Source organism: Streptomyces sp. NPDC006458, from assembly GCF_040612135.1.
Classification (GTDB): domain Bacteria; phylum Actinomycetota; class Actinomycetes; order Streptomycetales; family Streptomycetaceae; genus Streptomyces.
In genome coordinates this window covers 47,009-69,550 of the sequence record NZ_JBEXPR010000038.1, presented here as the reverse complement: position 1 = coordinate 69,550, position 22,542 = coordinate 47,009, and the positions used below count along the sequence as shown (strand labels likewise).

The window sequence follows — 22,542 nt, the reverse complement described above, 5'->3', positions numbered from 1 at the left end:
CCCGATGCCGGCGCCCGATGCCGGCGCCCGATGCCGGCGCCCGATGCCGGCGCCCGATGCCGGCGCCCGATGCCGGCGCCCGATGCCGGCGCCCGATGGCGACGCCCGCTCCGGCTCCCCGGCGGGGGCCGGAGGTCAGCTCATGTCGGCGGGGGAGGCGGCCGACGCGCCGTCCTGGGACTGCCGGAGTCCCGGCTCGACCGGCGGCGGCGCGAGGCGGTCCCTCGCCCGGTCGGCCCAGCGGCGGACCAGGATCAGCAGCGGCTGGGTGAACAGGGTCGTGGCCAGCGCCATGAAGACCAGGACCGTGTAGACGGGCTCGCTCACCAGTCCGGCCTGGTAGCCGGCGTTGAGCGCGATCAGCTCGGTGAGGCCCCGGGTGCTCATCAGCACCCCGACGGTCCATGAGTCGGTCCGGTCCAGGCCGCTGGAGCGGGCGGCCACCGTACCGCTGCCGACCTTCGTCACGACCGCCAGCGCCGTCACCACCACAAGGGCGGCCCAGCCGGTGGCGTCCATGCTGTTGAGCGCGACCGCCTTGCCCGAGACGACGAAGAAGAAGGGCACGAGCAGATAACTCACCGTGTGCAGCGCCCGCAGCAGGTCGGGATCGAGCGTCCCGTCCTCCTCGCGGGGCACCACCGCGCCCGCCAGCAGCGCACCGAAGATGACATGCAGTCCGATCGCGTGGGTCACCGCGGCCGACGCGACGGCGAAGCTCGCCAGCAGGGCCAGCCGCAGCGAGGGCTCCATGCTGGTGCGCCACAGCAGCCTGCGCAGCACCGGCCGGGCCGCCACGAGCATCAGCGCGACGAAGCCGATCCCGAGCAGCGCACGCCAGCCCCAGCCCAGCGACTGCCCGCCGGTGTCACCGCCCAGCAGGGCGCCGGCCAGCACGGTCCACCCGATCACGTCGAGCAGCCCGGCCGCCGAGATGGCCACCACCCCGGGCACGGTGTGGGACATGTCGTTCTCCCGCACTATGGCCGTCAGCACGGGCACCGCGGTGATCGACAGGGCGACCCCGGCGAACACGACCTGGGCGGGCGTCAGGTCCGGCATGCCCAGGTCGCGCAGCTGGTCCCGGAACAGCAGGGCGCAGCCGCTCCCCGTGGCCATCGGCACCACGAACGCGGCCACCGCCACGGTCACCGCGGAACGCGCCCGGTCGCCCAGGACCTTCAGATCCAGCTCGTAGCCCACGGCGAACAGGAACAGCACCAGCGCCAGCTGTGCGAAACCGGTCAGCGCGGTGTCGATCTCCCGGGGGAACATGAAGTCGTGCCCGTCCGGCCAGACGGTTCCCAGCAGCGAGGGCCCGAGCGCGATGCCCGCGGTCAACTGACCGACGATATAAGGCTGCTTCAGCCGCTGCGCCGCCCAGCCCGCCGCATGGGCGACGACGAGGATCAGTGCGGTGGCCAGCAGGATGTGCATGACCGTCTCATCAGGGCTCATGCCGTCCCCCAATGGGTCCAGGTGCGAAGGCCGTTCGTCCGGCCGATTGCGGGTCTCTCAGCTCTCGCAAATGTGCTCGATCCCAACTTCCTTATGATATGGGTAAGTTGACTCAGGGAAGGCAGTCGTACACGGAGCTTCACAGGTGTCACGGGGGGCACATGACGGCGGTCGTCTTCATTCATGGGACGGGAGTTCGCGAACCCGGCTTCTCTGCGCTGGCCGCACGCTTCGCGGCCGGACTGACCACGCTGCGTGAAGGACTTCGCATCGTGCCCTACTACTGGGGAGGCACGCACGGCGCCACGCTCGCGGCGGGCGGTGCGAGCCTGCCGCCGGAAGCGGGCACCACGCGTGGACTCAACGAGGCTCCGGCCACCGCGGACACCGCCGCCGATCCCACCGCGGCCTGGGTTGTGCTGTACGCCGACCCGTACGCCGAACTCGCCCTGGCCGCCGCGGGGGCCGAGCCCAAGGGGGAGCGTCCACCCGGCCTCGTACCGCCCGACCAGCGGATTCGCGCGGAACTGGCCCGGCTGGCCGCACAGGGCGACGCCCTCGCCGTCGAGCTGGGCCCGGGTCTCGCCCGCGCGGCGAACGACCTGTCCGCCCACCCACTGCTCGGCCCCGCCGCCGAGACCCTCGACCCGCCGGACCTGGCGGTCCTCGCCGCCCGCAGCCTGGCCGCCCGGATCATCGGCGGCGTCCTGGACGCCGACGCCCCGCTCGTCCCGGTGGGCGACACCCGTGACGCCGTCGTCGAGCGCCTGGCGGAGGCGCTGGGCGCACCGGCCCGGGGAACCGAGCGCTCGGTGCGCTCCCTGGTGCTGCGTGTCGCCGGATCCGCCGCCTCACGTGCCGTCGTACGCCGCAGACGCGCCCTCACCCAGGCGGCGCACCCCGCCGCGGGAGACGTCCTGCGCTACCTCAGCCGGGGCGAGGGCGTCCGCGCCGACCTGCGCACCCTCGTCGCCGGACTGGAGGAGCCCGTCGTGCTCGTCGGGCACAGCCTGGGCGGCGTCATCGCCCTGGACACCCTGATCTGCGCCCCGCTGCCCCAGGTCCGCCTCCTGGTGACGGCCGGCTCCCAGGGGCCGTTCCTCTACGAGTCGGGCTCCCTGCCCCGGCTCGAACACCCCGCGCCCCTGCCGCCCCACGTCCCCGACTGGCTGAATCTGTACGACCCCCGCGATCTGCTCGGCTACGTCGGCGCGGGCGTGTTCCCCGGCCGGGTCACCGACATAGCCGTCGACGGCCGCCAGCCGTTCCCGGCCGCGCACAGCGCCTACTGGACCAACCCCGAGGTGTACCGGCACATCGTGGAGCGGCTGCCGTGACCGCCCCCTTCGCCGCCGACCCGGCCCGCGTGCACGCGCTGATCGTCGGCATCGAGACGTACGACGCCGGTCCCTCCTGGGACCTGCCCGGACCTGCACGGGACGCCGTGCGGTTCCACCGGCTGCTGCGCGCCGCCGGGGTGCCGGAACACCAACTCCGCCTGCATCTCGCCCCGTTGCCGCCCCATATCCCCGACGTCGGGTACGCGCCCGCCGACCACGCCACCCTGCGCCGCGTCCTGGTGCGCGAACTGCCCTCGGCCGAGGGCGACATCCTGTGGGTGTGGTGGGGCGGACACGGCGTCCTCGACCGGTCCGGAAGTCTGCGGCTGTTCTGCGCGGACGCGAGCACCGCCGACAAGCTGGGCATCGACCTCGACTCCGCGCTGGAGCGGTACGCCGGTGACGCCGTGCCCGGCCTGACCCGGCAGACGTGGGTGGTGGACGCCTGCGAGACCTTCGAGGAGGACCTGGCCCTGCGGGAACAACTGCCGCCCGACGCGCTGCCCGTGGGCCGGCGCAACCTCGCCCACCAGCAGACCCTGCTGCGCGCGGCGGGCCGCGGCCGGGCCGCCGTCAACGACCCCGTGCGCGGCACGGGACTGTTCTCCGACGTCCTGCTCGATCTGCTGGCGGACCGGGCCGCACTCCTGCCCGCGCCGCCCGACCCCGAGGAACTGTTTCCCGCCGTTCGCGCACGCATCGCGATTCTCAGGGAAGCGGGACGAACTCTGCAGTATCCCGAGATCCGGCTGCGCGGCCCCGAACGCACCGAGACCCTGACCGCGCCCGCGCCCGGCCCCGCGCCCCGTCCGGTGCCCCCGCTGCTGCGGGCCGTGGATGCCCTGACGGCCTATCCCCTGATGGCGGACCCCGTCGAACGGCAGGCGGTGGTCGCCGCGTTGGACCCCTCCCACACCGGGACACTCGCCCGTCACACCAAGGCCCGCACGGACGCCACCTCTCTCCTCAACCACCTCGCCAAGCGCGGAGCCGAGGCGCTGCTGGAGCTGTACGACGCGGTGGTCACCATCGACAACGATCCCGGACGCGCGGCCGAACTGCAGGCGGCATTGCGCGAGTTCGCGGACAGGTCGACACGTCCACGCGGCCGGGAATGATCAGGTGGCGTGATCGTACGGTTTTCGACAGGGGTAGGAATGGCCATGATGGAGAGAGACACGAGGAACTGTGTGCCACCGTTACGTGAAGGGGGGAGCACCTTGGACCAGCCGCCCGCTCGACTGCACGCCGAAGCAGCCGTCCGTGAGCCGTCCGTCGCCGTGGGGACCGGCTTCTGGGAGGCGGATCTGGCCGACCTCACCGGGCTGCCTCTGACCGCGGTGGACGACCTCACGCCGTTGCGGCCCACCGCTCGTCTGCTGGTGGAGGTGCTGCGCGCCCGCAGCAGCATGAAGGGCGGAAACGAAGGGCCCGGCGGCAACGCCCGAGCCGAGTAGCCCGACCGATCGGCCGAGCCCTCACGAGGTCTCCGCCTGCCCGCCCGGGGTTCGAGTGTGCCCCTTCCGTGCGACCGGAGGTCCCCGTCCATGACCGGTGAGCCGCGCAGCGTGCCCTTTCGCATGCCCGAGCGCCTCTTCGCGGAACTGGCCCTGGGCGGCGGCTCGGCCCAAGCCCTCGCTTTCCTCGAACAGAGCGAGCGCGCCCGCCGCATGCTGCTGCTGCGCACACTGCTGGACCATCTCGACGGGCTGCCCACGCCCCTGACGCCCGCCGCCGAGGCCTGGGCCGCCCTCAAGGACGCCGCCGAGCACGCGCCCGGTCCGGTCGACCGGCTGCTGCTCGCGCCCGCGACCGGCGGCTGGCTCGCCCACATGCTGCGCCGGGTGCACGGCACCGCGTCGGGCCCGCCGCTGTGGATGGAGGCCGGGCATCTGTGCGCCCTGGCCGTGACGGCCTGTCTGCGCGCGGGCACGGACGCCGAACTCCGCGTCCCCCTCACCGACGGCACCCTCTGTCTGCCGGGCCTCGGACGGGCCCGGCTCCCCGAGGCGGCCGCGGGCCCCACGGTCGGCGTGGCCGTCACCAGCCGGGGCGGCCTCACCCTCACCGGTCCCGGACGGCACTCCGTGCCGACGGCCCTGACCTGCCGCCCGGCCACCTCCCCACTGCGCGGCCGGGGGGCCGCGCCGGTCGCGGTGCCCCGGTACGACAGGCCCGCCGGGACCAGGACCCCCGCCACCTGGCAGCCACTGCGCACCCTGACCCACATCGGTGGCGCCGGGGTGACGGCCATCCCCCTGGACGACCTCGACCCGTACCGCGACCTCGACGACCCGGTCCCGCCCGCGCGGCTCGACGCCGACGAGGCGGAGGAGTGGCAGCGGCTGTTCGACGACGCCGTCGGCATCCTCGCGGCCCCCGGCGGAACCGGGCCGGGCCGGGTGGATCCCGCGGCGATCCGGGCCGTCGTGCCCTTCGGCCGCACCGGCCTGCTGCCGCCCGCCCCGCCCGCGGTGCCCCTGTCCGGTTCGAGCGGCGACTCCTACGGCGCGATGGTGATCGCCCGCCCCGCCTCCGCGCTGGCCCTCGCCGAGACGCTCGTCCACGAGTTCCAGCACAGCAAACTCGCCGCCCTGCTCCACCTGTTCCCGCTGCTCGACGACGACCGGGAGGAGCGCTACTACGCCCCCTGGCGCGCCGACCCGCGCCATCTCACCGGACTTCTGCACGGCGCCTACGCGTTCACCGGCGTCGCGGGCTTCTGGCGGGACCGGCTGGCCGGCAAGGAACCCTGCGAGCAGGCCGGTTACCACTTCGCGCTGCGCCGGCTGCAGAGCCGGCTCGTCGTGCGCACCCTGCTCACCAGCGGCCGGCTGACCGCCCAGGGCACGGCCGTGGTGTCGGGGCTCGCCCGCACGCTGGACGGCTGGCTGCGCGAGCCGGTGCCCGAGGCCGCCGCGGCCCGCGCCCGTACGGCCGCCGCCCTGCACCGCACGGAGTGGCGGCTGCGCAACGTCGCCCCGGACGCCGGGCCGACATCGGACATCCCCCGGTTCCGGCCCGACCGGACCGTGTGGCCGGACACCCGCACCCAGGCCTTCGCCACCCGCCCCACCGCACCCCGTACCGCCGACGAGTACCTCGCCGCGGGGCGCCCGGCCGCCGCGCTAGCCCGCTACGACGACGCCCTCGCGGACGACCCGGCCGAGCCGCACGCCCTCGCCGGGTGGATCGTCGCCCGCGCGGCACTCGAACCGGGCCGGGCCTCCCGCCGCCTGCTGGCCCGGCCGGAACGGCTGCGACCGCGCGGGCGACGGCCGCAGTAGATCCGTACAGCCGCAGCCGCAGCCGCAGCCGCAGCCGCAGCCGCAGCCGTAGGGCAGACGGGCGGTGTGTCACCCCACCAGCCGCAGCCGGTCCGCGCACACCCGCACGTCCACCGACTGCCCCCAGGTCAGCTCCAGCGCGTCCGCCTCGATGCCGTCGCCGAACACGATGAGGCGCTCGGACTCGACGGTCAGCCGGAGCCTGCGGGACGCGGGCAGTTCGCCCGCCACCAGGGAGGTCCCGGTGACGGGGGAGGGCCAGGCCTCGCGGACGAACCACAGCAGCCGGTCCTCCGTGGGCGCGGGCAGCGGCAGCCGCGCCCCCCGCTCCTGCCAGACCGACCGCAGCCAGCCGGTCGCGCCGGTCCCCGTGCCGACCAGCACCCCCGAGGAGGCCTGGGCCTCGACGGCACCCCCGTCGTCCTCCAGGTCCAGGCGGTAGCGGGCGGTCTGGTGGCCGGCCGCGCCGAGGTAGATCTCGTTGAGGGCCACCAGCCGCTGGGTGTCGTCCGCGACGGCCTCGACCATGGTGAGCTCGTCGGCGGCCGGGCCCGTGGTGAGCAGCGCGGCGGTGTCCTCGGGGCGGTGGCGGACCAGGACACCCGGGTTGCGGCCGGGGTCGGTGTCGATGCCGACGACCGGCTGCCCGGCCAGGTACTTGGCGACGTTCGCCACCAGCCCGTCCTGGCCGACCACGACCACGACGTCCTCCGGCGCGAACAGGAACCGGTCCAGGTCGGCCCGCTCCACCCGGGCCTGCCGCCAGGCCGCGGGCACCGCGGCGGCCACCTGCGCCAGCGCCCGCCGGCTGCGGCGGTGCCGCTCGGCGACCTCCTCGATGTCCCGGCCCCGGGAGGCGAGGAAGAACGCGGCCTGGCCGTGGGTGCCGTGCCGGGCGACGAGTTCCTCGTACTCGGTGGTGCGGTGCACGAGGACGGCCCGGGTGGCGAGGCTCATGCCTCCCGGCCGTTCACGCCCAGCTTGGCGAGCAGGCCGGTGAGCACGTCGGGCGTGATGGTGACGCTCTCGATGCTGGGCAGGTTCTCGGCGAGCCGCGTACCGGTGAGGGCGTGCAGCGTGGCCAGGCCGTCCACGCCGGCCTCGGCGTGCACCCGCAGCCAGGCCGCCTGGGCCAGGGCCCGGGCCTCCCCGACCTCCCGCGCGCTCTCGGCCTCGGCCCGCGCCAGCCGTACGGCACGCGTCGCCTCCGCCTCGGCGAGCCGCGCGGTTCGCGTGGCCTCGGCCTCGGCCAGCTTCACCGACCGGGCCGCCTCCGCCTCCGCCAGCCGCACGGTCCGGCCGGCCTCCGCCTCGGCCCGTACGGCGTCCGCGGCCGCGGCCTCCTCCGCCTCCCGGCGGGCGTTGGTGCCGCGCTGTTCGACCAGTTGTTCCTCGCGGCGGGCCAGCTCGATCTTGCTGGCGAGCTCGTTCTCGGCGATGGCGCGTTCGCGCTCGACGGCCACGGCCCGGCGCTCGTAGGTCGCGCGGTCGGCCTCCTGCTGGATCAGCTCGCGGGCCGGGGTGCGCAGTGCCCGCTCCACCTCGGGTTCGGGACGCAGGGCCATCACGCGTACGGCAACCACCTCGATGCCGGTGGCCGGCAGCCGGGGCTCGGCGGCCAGGCCCGCCGCGACCCGCTCGCGGACCGCCGCGACCCCGTCGACCAGGGCCGACGACAGCGGTGTCCGGGTGAGGACGTCCAGCGCGTGCTGCTGGGCGGTCTCGGTGAGCAGCGTGCCGAGCTGCTCCAGCGGGGTGCCGCGCCAGGCGCCGGTGTCCGGGTCGATGGAGAAGTCCAGGCGGGCGGCGGCCAGGGCCGGGTCGGCGATGCGGAAGGTGACGGTCGCCTGCACGGCGATGTCCTGGAAGTCGGAGGTGCGGGCGTGGAAGGTCATCGCCAGTTCGCGGTCGTCGACCGGGACCTCGGACAGTGCCGCGGTCAGCGGCCGGAACCAGAAGCTCAGCCCCGGCCCGTCGTGCACCAGGTCGCCCGAGCGGTGGTGGCGGATGTGTGCCGTGGGCGCGCCCCGCAGATGGCGCCAGCCGAGGCGCCGGGTGATGTCGGCCATGTGAGCCCCCCTCGTTTTTCGTCATGTAGACGATAAAGTGCAGGGTCGGTTGTCGTCAAGGGGACGAAAACAACCGCATGCGGAAACGGACGAGAAGCGGGTGAAGGAGGTCGCGGATGGTCAGGATGGAGACATGGGATTCCAAGTCGACTCCGAGGCCGGGCGGCTGCGCCGCGTCATCCTTCACCGGCCGGATCTCGAGCTCAAAAGGCTCACCCCCAGCAACAAGGACGCCCTGCTCTTCGACGACGTGCTCTGGGTGCGCCGGGCGCGTGCCGAGCACGACGGCTTCGCCGATGTGCTGCGCGACCGCGGGGTCGCCGTGCATCTGTTCGGAGACCTGCTCGCCGAGGCCCTGGAGATCCCGGCGGCCCGCGCGCTCGTCCTGGACCGGGTGTTCGACGAGAAGGAGTACGGCCCGCTGGCCACCGACCATCTGCGGGCCGAGTTCGAGTCACTGCCGGCCCGCGAGCTGGCCGAGGCGCTGGTCGGCGGCATGACCAAGCGGGAGTTCCTGGAGGCGCACGCGGAGCCGGTCTCCGTGCGCTTCCACGCGATGGACCTCGACGACTTCCTGCTGGACCCGCTGCCCAACCACCTCTTCACCCGGGACACCTCCGCCTGGATCTACGACGGCGTCTCCATCAACGCCATGCGCTGGCCCGCCCGCCAGCGCGAGACCGTGCACTTCGAGGCGATCTACCGGCACCACCCCCTCTTCCGCGGCCAGTCCTTCCACCTCTGGTCCGAGGGGCAGGCCGACTACCCGTCCACCATCGAGGGCGGTGACGTGCTGGTCATCGGCAACGGCGCCGTCCTGATCGGGATGAGCGAGCGGACCACCCCGCAGGCGGTGGAGATGCTCGCCCACAAGCTGTTCGCCGCCGGGTCCGCCCGGTCGATCGTGGCGCTGGACATGCCCAAGCGGCGCGCCCTGATGCATCTCGACACCGTGATGACCATGGTCGACGGCGATGTCTTCACCCAGTACGCCGGTCTCGGCATGCTCCGCTCGTACACCATCGAGCCGGGTGCGGGCGATAAGGACCTGAAGGTCACCGACCATCCGCCGGAGCACATGCACCGCGCCATCGCGGCCGCGCTCGGACTGAACGAGATCCGGGTGCTGACCGCCACCCAGGACGTGCACGCCGCCGAGCGTGAGCAGTGGGACGACGGCTGCAACGTGCTCGCCGTCGAGCCGGGCGTGGTCGTCGCCTACGAGCGGAACTCGACCACCAACACGCATCTGCGCAAGCAGGGCATCGAGGTGATCGAGATCCCGGGCAGCGAACTGGGGCGGGGCCGGGGCGGGCCGCGCTGCATGAGCTGTCCCGTAGAGCGAGACGCCGTGTAGAGCAGAACGGGAGGGCTGTATAGAAATTCTAGTGGTCGTATAGAATTCCACAGTCCCGTTTCTCGTATCCCTGGAGCGCCCCCATGGCGACTGTCCCGACCGCCCTCGCCGGGCGCCACTTCCTCAAGGAGCTGGACTTCACCGCGGCGGAGTTCCGAGGTCTGATCGAGCTGGCCGCGGAGCTGAAGGCGGCGAAGCGGGCCGGGGCCGAAAAGCGGCGTCTGACCGGGAAGAACATCGCGCTGATCTTCGAGAAGACCTCGACGCGCACCCGCTGCGCGTTCGAGGTCGCCGCCGCCGACCAGGGCGCCCACACCACCTACCTGGACCCGTCCGGTTCGCAGATCGGGCACAAGGAGTCCGTCAAGGACACCGCCCGCGTCCTCGGCCGGATGTTCGACGGCATCGAGTACCGCGGGGACAGCCAGGCCAAGGTGGAGGAGCTGGCGACGCACGCGGGCGTGCCGGTCTTCAACGGCCTCACGGACGACTGGCATCCCACGCAGATGCTCGCCGACGTGCTCACCATGACCGAGCACAGCGCCAAGCCGCTCGACGCGATCACCTTCGCCTATCTCGGCGACGCCCGCTTCAACATGGGCAACTCCTATCTGATCACCGGCGCCCTGCTCGGCATGGACGTACGGATCGTCGCCCCCAAGACCTACTGGCCCGCCCAGGAGATCGTCGACCGCGCCCAGGAGCTGGCCGAGACCAGCGGGGCGCGCGTCACCCTCACCGAGTCCGTCGCGGAGGGCGTGCGGGGCGCGGACTTCGTCGCCACCGACGTCTGGGTCTCCATGGGTGAGCCCAAGGAGGTCTGGGACGAGCGGATCGCAGCCCTCGTCCCGTACGCCGTGACCATGGACGTCCTGCGCGCCACCGGCAACCCGGACGTGAAGTTCCTGCACTGCCTGCCCGCCTTCCACGACCTGGGCACCAAGGTCGGCCAGGACCTCCACGAGGTCCACGGCCTGACGTCCCTGGAGGTGACCGACGAGGTCTTCGAGTCGGCCCACTCGGTCGTCTTCGACGAGGCGGAGAACCGGATGCACACCATCAAGGCGGTACTGGTGGCGACCATGGCCTGAGCCGCCCCTCGGCGGCCACGGCCCGCCGCGACCCTTCGGCGAGGCACCTTCCGGGTGCCGCTGGTCCCGATGTTCCCGCTGCTCGGGGTCGGTTTCTGTCTGTACCTGATGTACGAGACTGTCTGTACCTGATGTACGAGACCGGCTGGACGACCTGGGTCCAGTTCGCCGTGTTCCTCGCGGCCGGCCTGGTGGTCCACCGCGCCTACGGCCGCCGCAACTCGCGGCTGACGGCCGTCACGCCGGACGACGCCGCCGCTGAGGCGGTACCGCAGGCAGTCTGAACCACACCGCCTTGCCGGACTCGGTGGGGCGGTGCCCGCAGGACGAGCTGAGGGCGCGGATCAGCAGCAGACCGCGGCCGTGCTCCTGCCACGGGTCGGGCACCGCGTCCGCGGCGGGGAGCAGATGGCCGGGCGGTGCCGGGTCGGAGTCGTGCACCTCGACCTGGCAGCCGGTCGGCAGCAGCCGAACGACCAGCTCTACCGGGGCGTCCCCGGAGGTGTGCTCCACCGCGTTCGCCACCAGCTCCGCGGTCAGCAGCTCTGCGGTGTCGCGGTCCGCGCCGTGCTCCACCTCGGCCAGCGCCGCACGGACCAGCGCACGCGCCACAGGCACGGCCGCGGTCGAGTGCGGCAGCGCGATGCGCCAGGAGGCCGGTGGGGCGGGGCGTTCGTGCAAGGCGAGTCCGTTCATGGCGCAGGCTTTCCCGAAGAAGACATCAGGCCGTCCTGCTTTCAATCTCAGGATGGTACGGCGCCCCCGGGCGGTCGCACGACGGGCGTCGCACGGGACGGTCTGTCCCGCTACCGGGCGCTTACCCCGGGCAGCGCCCGGCCTCCCCCGACCGAGCCCGCTGTTACCGCGTTGTCGACGAGCCGAGGACGGCCGGTGACGTGTGTGACGCGAGCGGATCCGGCGGGCCGGGCGGGACCTTTTCGCGGAGTCCTGTATCGCGCGACCCTGACGACAGTCACGAATCGGTGATACGTTCATGGTGTAGAGCTCAGTGAGGCAGTGCCCGCCCGAGGAGGCCGCACCCCATGAGTCCCTTCACCGGCTCCGCCGGCCGCACGGCCGACTGGCGCCATCTGCGCCTCGATGTCGCCGACGGCGTCGCCACGGTCACCCTCGCCCGCCCCGCCAAGCTCAACGCGCTCACCTTCGGCGCCTACGCAGACCTGCGCGACCTGCTCGCCGAGCTGTCCCGCGAGCGCGCGGTACGGGCCCTGGTGCTGGCGGGGGAGGGGCGCGGCTTCTGCTCGGGCGGCGACGTCGACGAGATCATCGGCGCCACGCTGTCGATGGACACCGCCCAGCTCCTCGACTTCAACCGGATGACCGGCCAGGTGGTCCGGGCGATCAGGGAGGCCCCCTTCCCGGTCGTCGCCGCCCTGCACGGAGTGGCGGCGGGCGCCGGCGCGGTCCTGGCCCTGGCGGCGGACTTCCGCGTGGCCGACCCGACGACCCGCTTCGCCTTCCTCTTCACCCGCGTGGGCCTCTCGGGCGGCGACATGGGCGCGGCCTACCTGCTCCCCAGGGTCGTGGGCCTCGGCCACGCCACCCGCCTGCTGATGCTGGGCGACCAGGTGCGGGCACCCGAGGCGGAGCGCATCGGCCTGATCAGCGAGCTGGCGGACGAGGGCCGGGCGGACGAGACGGCCGCCGCTTTGGGCCGGCGCCTGGCCGCCGGCCCCGCCCTGGCGTACGCCCAGACCAAGGCCCTGCTGACGGCGGAGCTGGACATGCCGCTCGCGGCGGCGGTGGAGATGGACGCCTCGACCCAGGCCCTGCTGATGAACGGCGAGGACTACGCCGAGTTCCACACGGCGTTCACGCAGAAGCGCCCTCCGAAGTGGCAAGGGAGGTAGCGATGTTCCCGACGCACGGCACGGCAGCGCGGTCAGGGGCGCGAGAAACCGCGCGAGCGGCCGCCACCGACCCGCGGTCGCCGGAACCGGCCGGCCACCCGCCACGCATCGCGATCATCGGCGGCGGCCCCGGCGGCCTCTACGCCGCCGCACTGCTGAAACGACGAGACCCCGCCCGCGAAGTGACCCTCTGGGAACGCAACGCCCCGGAAGACACCTTCGGCTTCGGCGTGGTCCTCTCCGACGAGACCCTCGGCGGCATCGAACACGCCGACCCCCAGGTCTACGCGGCCCTCCAGGAACACTTCACCCGATGGGACGACATCGACATCGTCCACCGAGGCACCCGCCACACCTCCGGAGGCCACGGCTTCGCCGCCCTGGGCCGCAAGCGCCTGCTGAAGATCCTCCACGAGCGGTGCGACGACCTCGGCGTGACGCTCAACTTCCGCGCACAGGCCCCCGACCCGGCCGGCCTCATGGCCACGCACGACCTCGTCATCGCCGCAGACGGAGTCCACAGCACCACCCGCGAGAGGTACGCCCACGCCTTCCGCCCCACGATCGAACCCCATCGTTGCCGCTACATCTGGCTCGCCGCAGACTTCCCCTTCGAGGCCTTCCGCTTCGAGATCGCCGAGACCGAGCACGGCGTGATGCAGCTCCACGGCTACCCGTACTCCGACGACGCCTCCACCGTGATCGTCGAGATGCGCGAAGAGGTCTGGCACGCGGCCGGTCTCGACGAGACGGACCCGGCCGAGTCCGTCGAGCGCTGCGCCAAGATCTTCAGCGACGCGCTCGGCGGCCGGCCCCTGCGCTCCGGCGACTCCACCTGGACGACGTTCCGCACGGTCGTGTGCGAGCACTGGTCCCACGACAACCTGGTCCTGCTCGGCGACGCCGCCCACACCGCCCACTTCTCCATCGGCTCCGGCACCAAACTCGCCGTCGAGGACGCCCTCACCCTGGTCGCCTGCCTGGAGGAACAGCCGGACACGGCAAGCGCGTTGGCGGCCTACGAGGAGGAACGCAGGCCGGTCGTGGCGTCCACCCAGCGCGCGGCCAGGGCCAGCCTGGAGTGGTTCGAGGACCTCTCCCGCCGTCTCGGCCAGCCGCCGCGCCAGTTCGCGTTCAACCTCCTCACCCGCAGCCGCCGCGTCACCCACGACAACCTCAGGCTGCGCGACGCCCACTTCACCGAGTCCGTGGAGCGGGAGTTCGGCTGCCCGCCCGGCACGCCCCCGATGTTCACCCCGTTCCGGCTGCGCGGGCTGACCCTGCGCAACCGGGTCGTCGTGTCGCCGATGGACCTGTACTCCGCCCGGGACGGCGTGCCCGGCGACCTCCACCTCGTCCACCTGGGCGCACGGGCGCTCGGCGGGGCCGGGCTGGTGATGACCGAAATGGTGTGCGTGAGCGAGGAGGGCAGGATCACCCCGGGCTGCGCGGGCCTGTACTCGGGCCGGCAGGGCGAGGCGTGGAAGCGGATCGTCGGCTTCGTGCACGAGCAGTCGCCCGGCACCGCGATCGGTGTCCAGCTCGGCCACTGCGGGCGCAAGGGCTCGACGCGGCTGATGTGGGAGGGCATGGACGAGCCGCTGCCCGACGGCAACTGGCCGCTGGTGGCCGCGTCCGCGCTGCCGTACAAGCCCGGCAGCCAGACCCCGCGCCAGCTCTCAAGGGCTCAGCTGACCGACATCCGCGAGCAGTTCACGGCCGCCACCTGGCGGGCCGCGCGGGCCGGGTTCGACCTGCTCGAACTCCACTGCGCGCACGGCTATCTGCTGTCCGGCTTCCTCTCCCCGCTGACCAATCTGCGCACCGACGCGTACGGCGGCTCGCTCCAGCGGCGGCTGCGCTTCCCGCTGGAGGTCTTCGACGCGATGCGGGCTGTGTGGCCGCAGGAGCGGCCCATGACCGTCCGTGTCTCCGCCACCGACTGGGCCGAGGGCGGCACCACCGCCGAGGACGCGGTCGAGATCGCGCGGGCCTTCGCCGCGCACGGCGCCGACGCGATCGACGTGTCGACCGGGCAGGTGGTGGCCGAGGAGGAGCCGGAGTTCGGGCGGTCGTACCAGACGCCGTTCGCCGACCGGATCCGCCACGAGGCGCGCGTGCCGGTGATCGCCGTCGGCGCGATCTCCTCCTGGGACGACGTCAACTCCCTGATCCTGGCAGGCCGTACGGATCTGTGCGCACTGGCCCGTCCGCACCTGTACGACCCGCACTGGACGCTGCACGCCGCCGCCGAGCAGGGCTACACCGGCCCGGGAGCCGTGTGGCCGGCGCCCTACCGGGCGGGCAGCCGCCGCCCCAACACCGGCCGCACGGACGCGCCGAAGCCGCGGCTCGGACTGGGCCGTTCGTGAGGGCGTCCGTGGTCGCCGTGCGTCGGCTGTCCGCGGCGCCGTCGTGGTGTGTCGCGCAGGTCCCCGTGCCCCTCTAGGGTGTTGCGGCTGGTCGTGTTGCCAGCTGTGACGCGTCTTTGTGCTCGTGCGTCCGCGGCCTCGTCGTGGTGTGTCGTGCAGTTCCCCGCGCCCCTCTAGGGTGTTGCGGCTGGTCGTGTTGCCGGCTGTGACGCGTCTTTGTGCTCGTTCGTCCGCGGCCTCGTCGTGGTGTGTCGCGCAGGTCCCCGCGCCCCTTCCGGGGCGCTGTCGTGGCCGTCAGTCCCGCAGACCGGCGAACTCCGCCCCCGCGTCCCGCAGCCGTTCGTGCAGCGCGTGGAACACGCCCGCCGAGCGGACGCCTGGCCAGTCGGCGGGCAGCAGGTGCGCGGGCAGGCCGGGGTCGGTGTACGGCAGGTGGCGCCAGGAGTCCAGGGCCAGAAGGTAGTCGCGGTACGCCTCCTCCGGCGGGGTGTCCGCGCGCCGCTGCCAGGCCTGGAGCACCGGCGCCTGCCGGTCGAGGAACGCCTCGTGCTCCTTGGCGATGGCCGCCAGGTCCCACCAGCGGGCGACGGACTCCACGGTCGGGGCGAAGCCGAGGTGCTCACCGCGGAAGAGGTCGACGTACGGCTCCAGACGCAGTCGCTGGAGGGTGTGCCGGGTCTCCTCGTACAGCCGGGCCGGGGCGATCCACACCCCGGGCGCCGCCGTGCCGAAGCCGAGTCCGGCCAGCCGGGAGCGCAGCACATGCCGCTTCTGCCGCTCCGACTCCGGCACCGAGAAGACCGCGAGGACCCAGCCCTCGTCGCCGGGCGGCGTCGTGGCGTACACCCTGCGGTCGCCGTCCTCCAGCAACTGGCGGGCGTCCGGCGAGAGTTCGTAGCCCGCCGCGCCCTCGGCGGTGCGGGCCGGCACCAGCAGCCCGCGCCGTTTGAGCCGGGACACCGACGAGCGCACCGAGGGCGCGTCCACGCCCACCGCGGCGAGCAGCCGGATCAGCTCGGCGACGGGGACGGGGCCGGGGAACCGGCGGCCGTACGCGCCGTAGAGCGTGACGATCAAAGACCGTGGAGCATGCTGGTCGGACACGTTGATCATCTTAGGTCGTCGGCATCAGTGCTGGTCACCCTCGGTACGCAGGCGGAACCTCTGGAGCTTGCCGGTGGCCGTGCGCGGAAGGGCGTCGAGGAACACGATCTCGCGGGGGCATTTGTACGGCGCGAGCTCCTCCTTGACGAAGACGCGCAGGGCCTCGGCGTCGCGCGGGGCGCCCTCGGCGAGGACGGCGAAGGCCACGACGACCTGGCCGCGGTCCTCGTCGGGCCGGCCGACCACGGCCGCCTCCACCACGTCCGGGTGACGCAGCAGCGCGTCCTCGACCTCGGGGCCGGCGATGTTGTACCCGGCCGAGATGATCATGTCGTCGGCGCGCGCCACATAGCGGAAGTAGCCGTCCGGCTCGCGGACGTAGGTGTCGCCGGTGACGTTCCAGCCGTCGCGCACGTACACGCCCTGGCGGGGGTCGGCGAGATAGCGGCAGCCGACCGGGCCGCGCACGGCGAGGAGTCCGGGCTCCCCGTCGGGCACGGGCTCGCCGTTCTCGTCCTGCACGCGCGCCTGCCAGCCGGGAACGGGGACACCCGTGCGGCCGGGGCGTACGGCGTCGTCGGCGGCCGAGATGAAGATGTGCAGCAGTTCGGTGGCGCCGATGCCGTTGATGATCCGCAGGCCCGTGTGCCGGTGCCAGGCCTGCCAGGTGGCCGCGGGCAGGTTCTCCCCGGCCGAGACGCAGCGGCGCAGCGAGCCCAGGTCGTGCTCGTCCGCCGTGGCGAGCATCGCGCGGTACGCGGTCGGGGCGGTGAACAGCACCGACACCCGGTGCTCGGCGATCGCCGGCAGCAGCTGTCCCGGCCCGGCCTGCTCCAGCAGCACCGCGCTGGCACCGGCCCGCATCGGGAAGACGACCAGCCCGCCCAGCCCGAAGGTGAAGCCCAGCGGGGGACTGCCCGCGAACACGTCGTCCTGGTGGGGCTTGAGCACATGGGCCGAGAAGGTGTCCGCGATGGCCAGCACATCGCGGTGGAAGTGCATGCACCCTTTCGGGCGACCCGTGGTGCCCGAGGTGAACGCGATCAGCGCCACGTCGTCGGCCGCGGTGTCCACCGCCCGGTACGGGCCGTCCGGCGCCGGACGGCGCAGCAGGTCGTCCGGGCCGTCACCGCCGTACGTCGTGACGGTCAGCCCCGGCACCTCCGCCTTGGCGAGGTCGTCGACCGCGCGGACGTCGCACAGGGCGTGGCGCACCCGGGCGATCTCGCACATCGTGCGCAGCTCGTGCGGGCGCTGCTGGGCCAGCACGGTGACCGCGACCGCCCCCGCCTTCAGCACGGCCAGCCAGCAGGCCGCCAGCCACGGGGTGGTGGGGCCGCGCAACAGCACCCGGTTGCCGGGGACCACGCCCAGCTCGCCGGTCAGGACGTGCGCGATCCGGTCCACGCGGGCGCGCAGCTCGCCGTACGTCCAGATCCCGTCCGGGGTCCGGAACACCGGACGCCCACCGGGCGGACCGTCCAGCAGTTCGGCGGCGCAGTTCAGCCGTTCGGGGTAACGCAGCTCCGGCAGATCGAACCGGAGTTCGGGCCACTGCTCGCGTGGCGGAAGGTGGTCGCGCGCGAAGCTGTCGAGATGGGCCGACTCGTTCATGGCGGTTCGCCCCCTGGGTGGAGTGGGCTCACGCACGGCTCGGGTGGGCAGCGCCTAAGGAGCGTATCGCCTTGGTGACGGCAGTCAAGGGAGCGCGATATGGTCGGGAGCAGGCCTGGAAGAGGGGACCGGCGATGACCGCATTCTCGCTCGAACCAGCACAAAGCGCCTGGTGTGCCGAACTGCGCGCCCTGGCCGCCGAACGGCTGCGCCCGCTCGCCGAGAAGGGCGAGGAAGGGCACGTCAACCGCGCGCTCGTCGCCGAACTCGGCCGACTCGGCCTGCTGGAGCGCCTGTTCACCTCCGGCGCCCTCGACCTCTGCCTGATGCGCGAGTCCCTCGCCTACGCCTGCACCGAGGCCGAGACCGCGCTCGCCCTCCAGGGCCTCGGCGCCCACCCCGTGCACGCCCATGGCAGCCCGGCCCAGCGCGAGCGCTGGCTGCCCCTGGTCGCCGACGGCTCCGCGGTCGCCGCCTTCGCGCTGACCGAGCCCGGCGCGGGCTCCGACGCGGCCGCGCTCGCCCTCACCGCCGCCCCCGACGGCCCCGGCCGCCGGCGGCTCACCGGCGAGAAACGCTGGATCTCCAACGCCCCCGAGGCCGACTTCTACACCGTCTTCGCCCGCACCGCCCCCGGCCCGAACGGCGTGACCGCCTTCCTCGTCCCCGCCGACCGCCCCGGCCTGACCGGCACGGCCCTCGACATGCTCTCCCCGCACCCCATCGGCGGCCTCGCCTTCGACGCCGTACCCGTCACCGACGCCGACGTCCTCGGGGAGACCGGCCGCGGTCTGCGGGTCGCCCTCGGCACACTCACCCTCTTCCGCCCCAGCGTCGGCGCCTTCGCGGTCGGCATGGCCCAGGCCGCCCTCGACGCGAGCCTCGCCCACACCGCCGCACGGGAGGCCTTCGGCGGCACGCTGAGCGACCTCCAGGCCGTCGCCCACCAGATCGCCGAGATGGCCCTGCGCACGGAGGCCGCCCGCCTGATGGTCTACGCGGCGGCGGCGGCGCACGACCGGGGCGACCCGGACGTCCCGCGCCGCGCGGCGATGGCGAAGCTGCTCGCCACGGAGACCGCGCAGTACGTCGTCGACGCCGCGGTCCAGTTGCACGGCGCCCGTGCCCTGCGGCGCGGGCACCTGCTGGAGCACCTGTACCGCGAGGTGCGGGCGCCCCGGATCTACGAGGGCGCCAGCGAGGTGCAGCGCGGGATCATCGCCAAGGAGACCTATCGGGCAGGAGGCATCGACGGATGAGGACGGCCGGGGTGTACAGGATCAGGGTGGCGTACGGGACGACGAGGAGGGCGGCCCGATGAGCGCCGAGCGTGTCAACCCGCCGGAGCTCTCCCCGCCCACCGGCTTCTCGCACGCCGTCGTGGCCACCGGCTCCCGGGTGGTGTTCCTCGCCGGGCAGACCGCGCTGGACGCCGACGGCAAGGTCGTCGGGGACACCTTGCCCGAGCAGTTCGAACGGGCGCTCGGCAATCTGCTGGCCGCCCTCGCGGCGGCGGGCGGCACCCCGGCCGACCTCGCCCGGGTCACCGTCTACGCCACGGACGTCGCCGAGTACCGGGCCCGCGCTGCCGAACTGGGCCGCGTATGGCGGCGGCTGGCCGGGCGGGAGTATCCGGCGATGGCCGTCGTGGAGGTCGTACGGCTGTGGGACGAGGCGGCGCGGGTGGAGCTGGACGGGTTCGCGGTGCTGCCGTGAGGCACTGAGGCCGGTTCCGCCGACGTCGGACCTGCCCCGGCCCCGGCCGGTCAACACGCCGACGAAGGGTGACGGTCACCGCGACGGGGACGGCCGCCAGGTACCACAGGAAGCCCCCGCAACAGGAGGTTTCCCCGATGACCTACCGCTCCTTCCTCGGCGCCGCGGCCGGCGTCGCGCTGCTGCTCGCCGCGGCCGCCGTGCCCGCGACGGCCGACGCGTCCGAGAGCGTCACCGTCGACGCCGTCGGCCGGCTCGCGGCCGACGGCACCGTCACCCTGTCCGGCACCTACCGCTGCACCGGCGGCACCGGACCGGTGTTCGTCTCCTCCAACGTCGCCCAGGACCGGCCGTCCGTACGTCACGGCATCGGCGGCTCGCGGGCCGTGTGCGACGGCGCCGAGCACCGATGGGAGAACTCCGGCCTCACGACGCCCGGTTCGCTGCACGCCGGTGCCGCCCGGGTCGAGGCCACGCTGATGGAGCTGCACCCCCAGGGCGGCCTGCCGCTCCCGCGCTTCCACGCGACGCGGACGCAGGAGGTCGCGCTGACGGAGGGCTGAGCGGCCGCGCGCCGAGCGGCTGGGGCGGCCGTCGGACTCCATGGAGCCGGCGGCCGCCTTCGCGTTGCGCGGGGAAGTCCGCGGGTGCGCGGGAGGTCCGCCGGACCGCTCGCACCGGGCGCTGACCGTTCGGTCGGGAGCGGGACGGGACGGGATCGGGACCGACACGGCCGAAGGTGCTGGAGCCATTTCCTTCAGGAGGAGTCTCCGATGAAGCATCCCCCGGACCGCATCGACGTCGCCGAGGGGCTACGGCCCATCCTTCAGGACCTGTCCGCGGTGGAGCGCTGGACCGAGGGCGCCGGGTCCGGCGTTCCCGAGCCGTACGCCGACGACGAGTCCTGGGACGGGCCCGAGTTCTGCGTCGAGACCGTGAGCGACGACAGCATGCACACCGTCGTGGCCATCGGCGTGCCCGACCCGACCCGGATGCCGCCCGGCCGGGACGGCCCGAGCGAGGACGAGGTGGCGGCCCTGCGCTCCACCCTCCAGGCCCGCAGACTGGGCGGCGCCAGGGCGTTCCGGCGTCGATCGAGGAGATGGCGGACGACTACCTCGCCGAGATCCGCGAGGTCCAGCCGCACGGCCCGTACCACCTGCTCGGCTGGTCCTTCGGCGGGCTCGTCGCACACGCGGTCGCCGCCCGGCTCGAAGCGGCCGGCGAGGAGGTGGCCCTGCTGGCGCTCCTCGACTCCTATCCGCTGCCGGACGGCTTCACCGCGCCCGAGATCGATGGCAGGCACGTGCTGACCCCCCTCCTCGGCAGCCGGGGGCGAGTCCGTTCCCCTGCGATGCGCGTCGGGCGCACCCGACGTCGCCGAACTCGCCGAGGCACCGCGCCGATCCGACCCGGTGCTCGCCGGACTGGAGCACGCCCAGGCGGCGGCCGTCGTGGAGGCGACCCTCGCCAACCTGCGGATGCGCTACCGGTACGTCCCCGAGGTGCGATTCGGCGGCGCCGCGCTGTTCTTCGACGCCACGGGCACCCCGGCCGCACAGTCCGGCGCGGCGGCCTGGGCACCGTATGTCACCGGCCGGGTCGAGGAGTTCGCCGTCGACTGCGAGCCCGCCCGGATGACCGAGGCGGAGCCGCTGCGCGCGATCGGGCGGATCCTCGCGCGCCGCCTGCGACCGGCCCGCATCTGAGCCGGAGCATGTGAGCGGGGTCCGCACGGTGCCGTGCGGACCCCGCTTCGTGCCGACCCTCGGGGGCGGATCCATATGTGTGCCCACCGGCCGCGCCACCTCGCCGTGCCCGCCCGCCGGGACAGGCCGCGGGAACTGCCCGCATACTGCCGCTCCACCAGCCGGATCGGCGCGCCCGCGGTCCTTAGCGTGAAGATGTCCGCACGATCGGCCAGGCCCGTGAGCGGTCCGGTCCGGCCCCCAGAGGAAGTCAAGGACATGGTGGATCATTCCGGTTGGCGCGTCGGTGTCGCCTCGGCGCCGATACATCACGGCGAAATTCTCCAGGGCGTCTTTCCGCACCAGGGTCAGCTCACCCGGGGACTGGTCACACTGCCCTGCACCGTCCACACCACCCAGGCCTCCTTCATCCCCGCGCGGGGCGAGGAGCTGACCGTCTTCCCCACCTGGAAGTCCAAGGCCCGGCGCGCCGCGCAGCTCGCCGTGGAGGCCTGCGCACAGCCCGGCGACGGCCCCGTCGGCGGCCGGCTCGAACTGACCGGGGACGTCCCGCTGTGCCGCGGCTTCGGCTCCTCCACCAGTGACGTACTGGCCGCGATCCGGGCCGTGCAGGACGCCCTGGTGAGACCGCTGCCGCCCGAGACGGTCGCGCGGATCGCGGTCCACGCCGAGACGGCCTCCGACTCGCTGATGTTCAAGGAGAGTTCGGTGCTGTTCGCGCAGCGCGAGGGCAAGGTCATCGAGGACTTCGGCTACCGCATGCCGGCCGTCCGGGTCCTCGGGTTCGGCTCACGCCCGGAGCACGAGGGCAAGGGCGTCGACACCCTCGCCTTCCCGCCCGCGCGGTACGACGACGCCGAGATCGGTGTCTTCGCCGAGCTCCAGGCCATGCTGCGCGAGGCCATCCACACCAAGGACGTCGCCCTGCTCGGGGCGGTCGCCTCCGCCAGCACCGAGATCAACCAGCGGCACCTGCCCATACCGTGCCTGGACCACCTGCGCGCCATCGCCCGGGAGACCGGCGCCCTCGGCATCCAGGCCGCGCACAGCGGCGACATCGCCGGACTCCTCTACGACCGCGACGACCCCGAGGTCGACGCCCGCACCGAGCAGGGCCGCGCCCTGCTGCACACCATCGGCATCCACGAGCAGTGGATCTTCACGACGGGTGACTGACTGACATGACGACGACCACGATCGCGGGCGCTCCCAAGCTGCACTCCAGCGCGGAGTACTACGTCGCCGCCGCCGCTCTCGCCGCACGCCTCGGTCTGCCCGGCCCCTCGGCCGACGCGGTGCGCGCCTGCCGGGACAAAGCCGTGCAGCGCCGCACCCTCGCCGAGGCGGGAGTGCCCGTGCCCCGCGTCTGTGTGGCGGGCGAGGTGGCCGAGGCGGTCGCCGCCGCGCAGTGGCTGGGCGGCGGCCCGGTCGCGGTCGAGCCGGTGCAGGGCTCCGGCGGCCTGGGCGTACGACTGTGCCGTGCCGTACCGTCTCCGAAGTCGCCGCACAAGCGGGGGAGTTGCTGGCCGCGACGGTCAATGAACGCGGGCTGAG

Annotated in this window: 20 protein-coding genes and 2 pseudogenes; 16 read left to right on the top strand and 6 right to left on the bottom strand. The window is 73.5% G+C overall.

What is annotated here, in order from left to right; translation table 11 throughout:
• Window positions 1–135 precede the first annotated feature (135 nt).
• Entirely contained in the window at window positions 136–1,458 is a 1,323-nt protein-coding gene (locus tag ABZZ79_RS35165) for a cation:proton antiporter (RefSeq protein ID WP_356695927.1), read from the bottom strand.
• A 161-nt stretch (window positions 1,459–1,619) separates the two neighbouring features.
• Here ABZZ79_RS35165 and ABZZ79_RS35160 point away from each other — a divergent pair, with 161 nt between their 5' ends.
• The 4 genes from ABZZ79_RS35160 to ABZZ79_RS35145 all read left to right on the top strand — a co-directional run bounded on the left by ABZZ79_RS35160 (window position 1,620) and on the right by ABZZ79_RS35145 (window position 6,085).
• The gene (locus ABZZ79_RS35160; RefSeq protein ID WP_356695925.1) at window positions 1,620–2,795 is read left to right on the top strand and encodes an alpha/beta fold hydrolase; all 1,176 of its coding nucleotides are present in this window, start codon (window positions 1,620–1,622) and stop codon (window positions 2,793–2,795) included.
• Window positions 2,792–3,916, top strand: a complete 1,125-nt coding sequence (locus tag ABZZ79_RS35155; RefSeq protein WP_356695923.1) for a caspase family protein — start codon at window positions 2,792–2,794, stop codon at window positions 3,914–3,916. Before ABZZ79_RS35160 ends, ABZZ79_RS35155 begins: the two co-directional genes overlap by 4 nt.
• Window positions 3,917–4,018: 102 nt before the next feature.
• A complete protein-coding gene (locus tag ABZZ79_RS35150) occupies window positions 4,019–4,255 on the top strand; it encodes a hypothetical protein (RefSeq protein ID WP_356695921.1) in 237 nt (78 codons plus the stop codon).
• Between the two features lie 123 nt (window positions 4,256–4,378).
• The gene (locus ABZZ79_RS35145; protein ID WP_356695919.1) at window positions 4,379–6,085 is read left to right on the top strand and encodes an HEXXH motif domain-containing protein; all 1,707 of its coding nucleotides are present in this window, start codon (window positions 4,379–4,381) and stop codon (window positions 6,083–6,085) included.
• Window positions 6,086–6,154: 69 nt separating this feature from the next.
• Here ABZZ79_RS35145 and ABZZ79_RS35140 read toward each other — a convergent pair whose 3' ends face one another.
• Together ABZZ79_RS35140 and ABZZ79_RS35135 are read right to left on the bottom strand one after the other, a co-directional pair.
• Window positions 6,155–7,042, bottom strand: coding sequence for a hypothetical protein (locus tag ABZZ79_RS35140; protein ID WP_356695917.1), 888 nt, complete (start codon window positions 7,040–7,042; stop codon window positions 6,155–6,157).
• Window positions 7,039–8,154 carry an SPFH domain-containing protein gene (locus ABZZ79_RS35135; protein ID WP_356695915.1) on the bottom strand — a complete coding sequence of 372 codons (1,116 nt, stop codon included), beginning with the start codon at window positions 8,152–8,154 and terminating at the stop codon, window positions 7,039–7,041. Before ABZZ79_RS35135 ends, ABZZ79_RS35140 begins: the two co-directional genes overlap by 4 nt.
• Before the next feature lie 133 nt (window positions 8,155–8,287).
• Between ABZZ79_RS35135 and ABZZ79_RS35130 the strand changes: the two genes are divergently transcribed.
• The 3 genes and pseudogenes from ABZZ79_RS35130 to ABZZ79_RS35120 form a co-directional block, all read left to right on the top strand.
• Window positions 8,288–9,511 (top strand): arginine deiminase, encoded by a 1,224-nt coding sequence (locus tag ABZZ79_RS35130; RefSeq protein ID WP_356695913.1) that lies wholly within the window; start codon window positions 8,288–8,290, stop codon window positions 9,509–9,511.
• An 83-nt stretch (window positions 9,512–9,594) separates the two neighbouring features.
• Window positions 9,595–10,602, top strand: coding sequence for an ornithine carbamoyltransferase (gene argF, locus ABZZ79_RS35125; RefSeq protein WP_356695911.1), 1,008 nt, complete (start codon window positions 9,595–9,597; stop codon window positions 10,600–10,602).
• A gap of 33 nt (window positions 10,603–10,635) precedes the next feature.
• A pseudogene (locus ABZZ79_RS35120) lies at window positions 10,636–10,886 on the top strand (amino acid permease C-terminal domain-containing protein); the annotation flags it as partial.
• Here ABZZ79_RS35120 and ABZZ79_RS35115 read toward each other — a convergent pair.
• Window positions 10,840–11,298 carry an ATP-binding protein gene (locus ABZZ79_RS35115; protein ID WP_356695909.1) on the bottom strand — a complete coding sequence of 153 codons (459 nt, stop codon included), beginning with the start codon at window positions 11,296–11,298 and terminating at the stop codon, window positions 10,840–10,842. The pseudogene ABZZ79_RS35120 and the gene ABZZ79_RS35115 sit on opposite strands and share 47 nt — an antisense overlap.
• Window positions 11,299–11,645: 347 nt before the next feature.
• Between ABZZ79_RS35115 and ABZZ79_RS35110 the strand changes: the two genes are divergently transcribed.
• On the top strand, window positions 11,646–12,473 hold the full coding sequence (locus ABZZ79_RS35110; protein ID WP_356695907.1) for an enoyl-CoA hydratase family protein: 828 nt from the start codon (window positions 11,646–11,648) through the stop codon (window positions 12,471–12,473).
• Window positions 12,474–12,475: 2 nt separating this feature from the next.
• Entirely contained in the window at window positions 12,476–14,845 is a 2,370-nt protein-coding gene (locus ABZZ79_RS35105; RefSeq protein ID WP_356695905.1) for a bifunctional salicylyl-CoA 5-hydroxylase/oxidoreductase, read from the top strand.
• Between the two features lie 294 nt (window positions 14,846–15,139).
• On the opposite strand, the gene ABZZ79_RS35100 is transcribed toward ABZZ79_RS35105, so the two are convergent.
• Window positions 15,140–15,958: a PaaX family transcriptional regulator C-terminal domain-containing protein gene (locus ABZZ79_RS35100; RefSeq protein ID WP_356695903.1), complete on the bottom strand. Its 819-nt coding sequence runs from the start codon at window positions 15,956–15,958 to the stop codon at window positions 15,140–15,142.
• Between the two features lie 15 nt (window positions 15,959–15,973).
• The gene (locus tag ABZZ79_RS35095) at window positions 15,974–17,563 is read right to left on the bottom strand and encodes an AMP-binding protein (protein WP_356695901.1); all 1,590 of its coding nucleotides are present in this window, start codon (window positions 17,561–17,563) and stop codon (window positions 15,974–15,976) included.
• 134 nt (window positions 17,564–17,697) lie between these two features.
• Between ABZZ79_RS35095 and ABZZ79_RS35090 the strand changes: the two genes are divergently transcribed.
• The 7 genes and pseudogenes from ABZZ79_RS35090 (at window position 17,698) to ABZZ79_RS35060 (ending at window position 22,541) form a co-directional block, all read left to right on the top strand.
• Window positions 17,698–18,822: an acyl-CoA dehydrogenase family protein gene (locus tag ABZZ79_RS35090; protein WP_356695899.1), complete on the top strand. Its 1,125-nt coding sequence runs from the start codon at window positions 17,698–17,700 to the stop codon at window positions 18,820–18,822.
• 58 nt (window positions 18,823–18,880) lie between these two features.
• Window positions 18,881–19,279, top strand: a complete 399-nt coding sequence (locus tag ABZZ79_RS35085; RefSeq protein WP_356695897.1) for a RidA family protein — start codon at window positions 18,881–18,883, stop codon at window positions 19,277–19,279.
• 137 nt (window positions 19,280–19,416) lie between these two features.
• Window positions 19,417–19,842, top strand: a complete 426-nt coding sequence (locus tag ABZZ79_RS35080; protein ID WP_356695895.1) for a DUF6299 family protein — start codon at window positions 19,417–19,419, stop codon at window positions 19,840–19,842.
• A gap of 536 nt (window positions 19,843–20,378) precedes the next feature.
• A pseudogene (locus ABZZ79_RS35075) lies at window positions 20,379–20,555 on the top strand (thioesterase domain-containing protein); the annotation flags it as partial.
• A 139-nt stretch (window positions 20,556–20,694) separates the two neighbouring features.
• The gene (locus ABZZ79_RS35070; protein WP_356695893.1) at window positions 20,695–20,988 is read left to right on the top strand and encodes a hypothetical protein; all 294 of its coding nucleotides are present in this window, start codon (window positions 20,695–20,697) and stop codon (window positions 20,986–20,988) included.
• Window positions 20,989–21,246: 258 nt separating this feature from the next.
• A complete protein-coding gene (locus tag ABZZ79_RS35065) occupies window positions 21,247–22,164 on the top strand; it encodes a kinase (protein ID WP_356695891.1) in 918 nt (305 codons plus the stop codon).
• 5 nt (window positions 22,165–22,169) lie between these two features.
• A complete protein-coding gene (locus tag ABZZ79_RS35060; RefSeq protein ID WP_356695889.1) occupies window positions 22,170–22,541 on the top strand; it encodes a hypothetical protein in 372 nt (123 codons plus the stop codon).
• Window position 22,542: the final 1 nt, after the last annotated feature.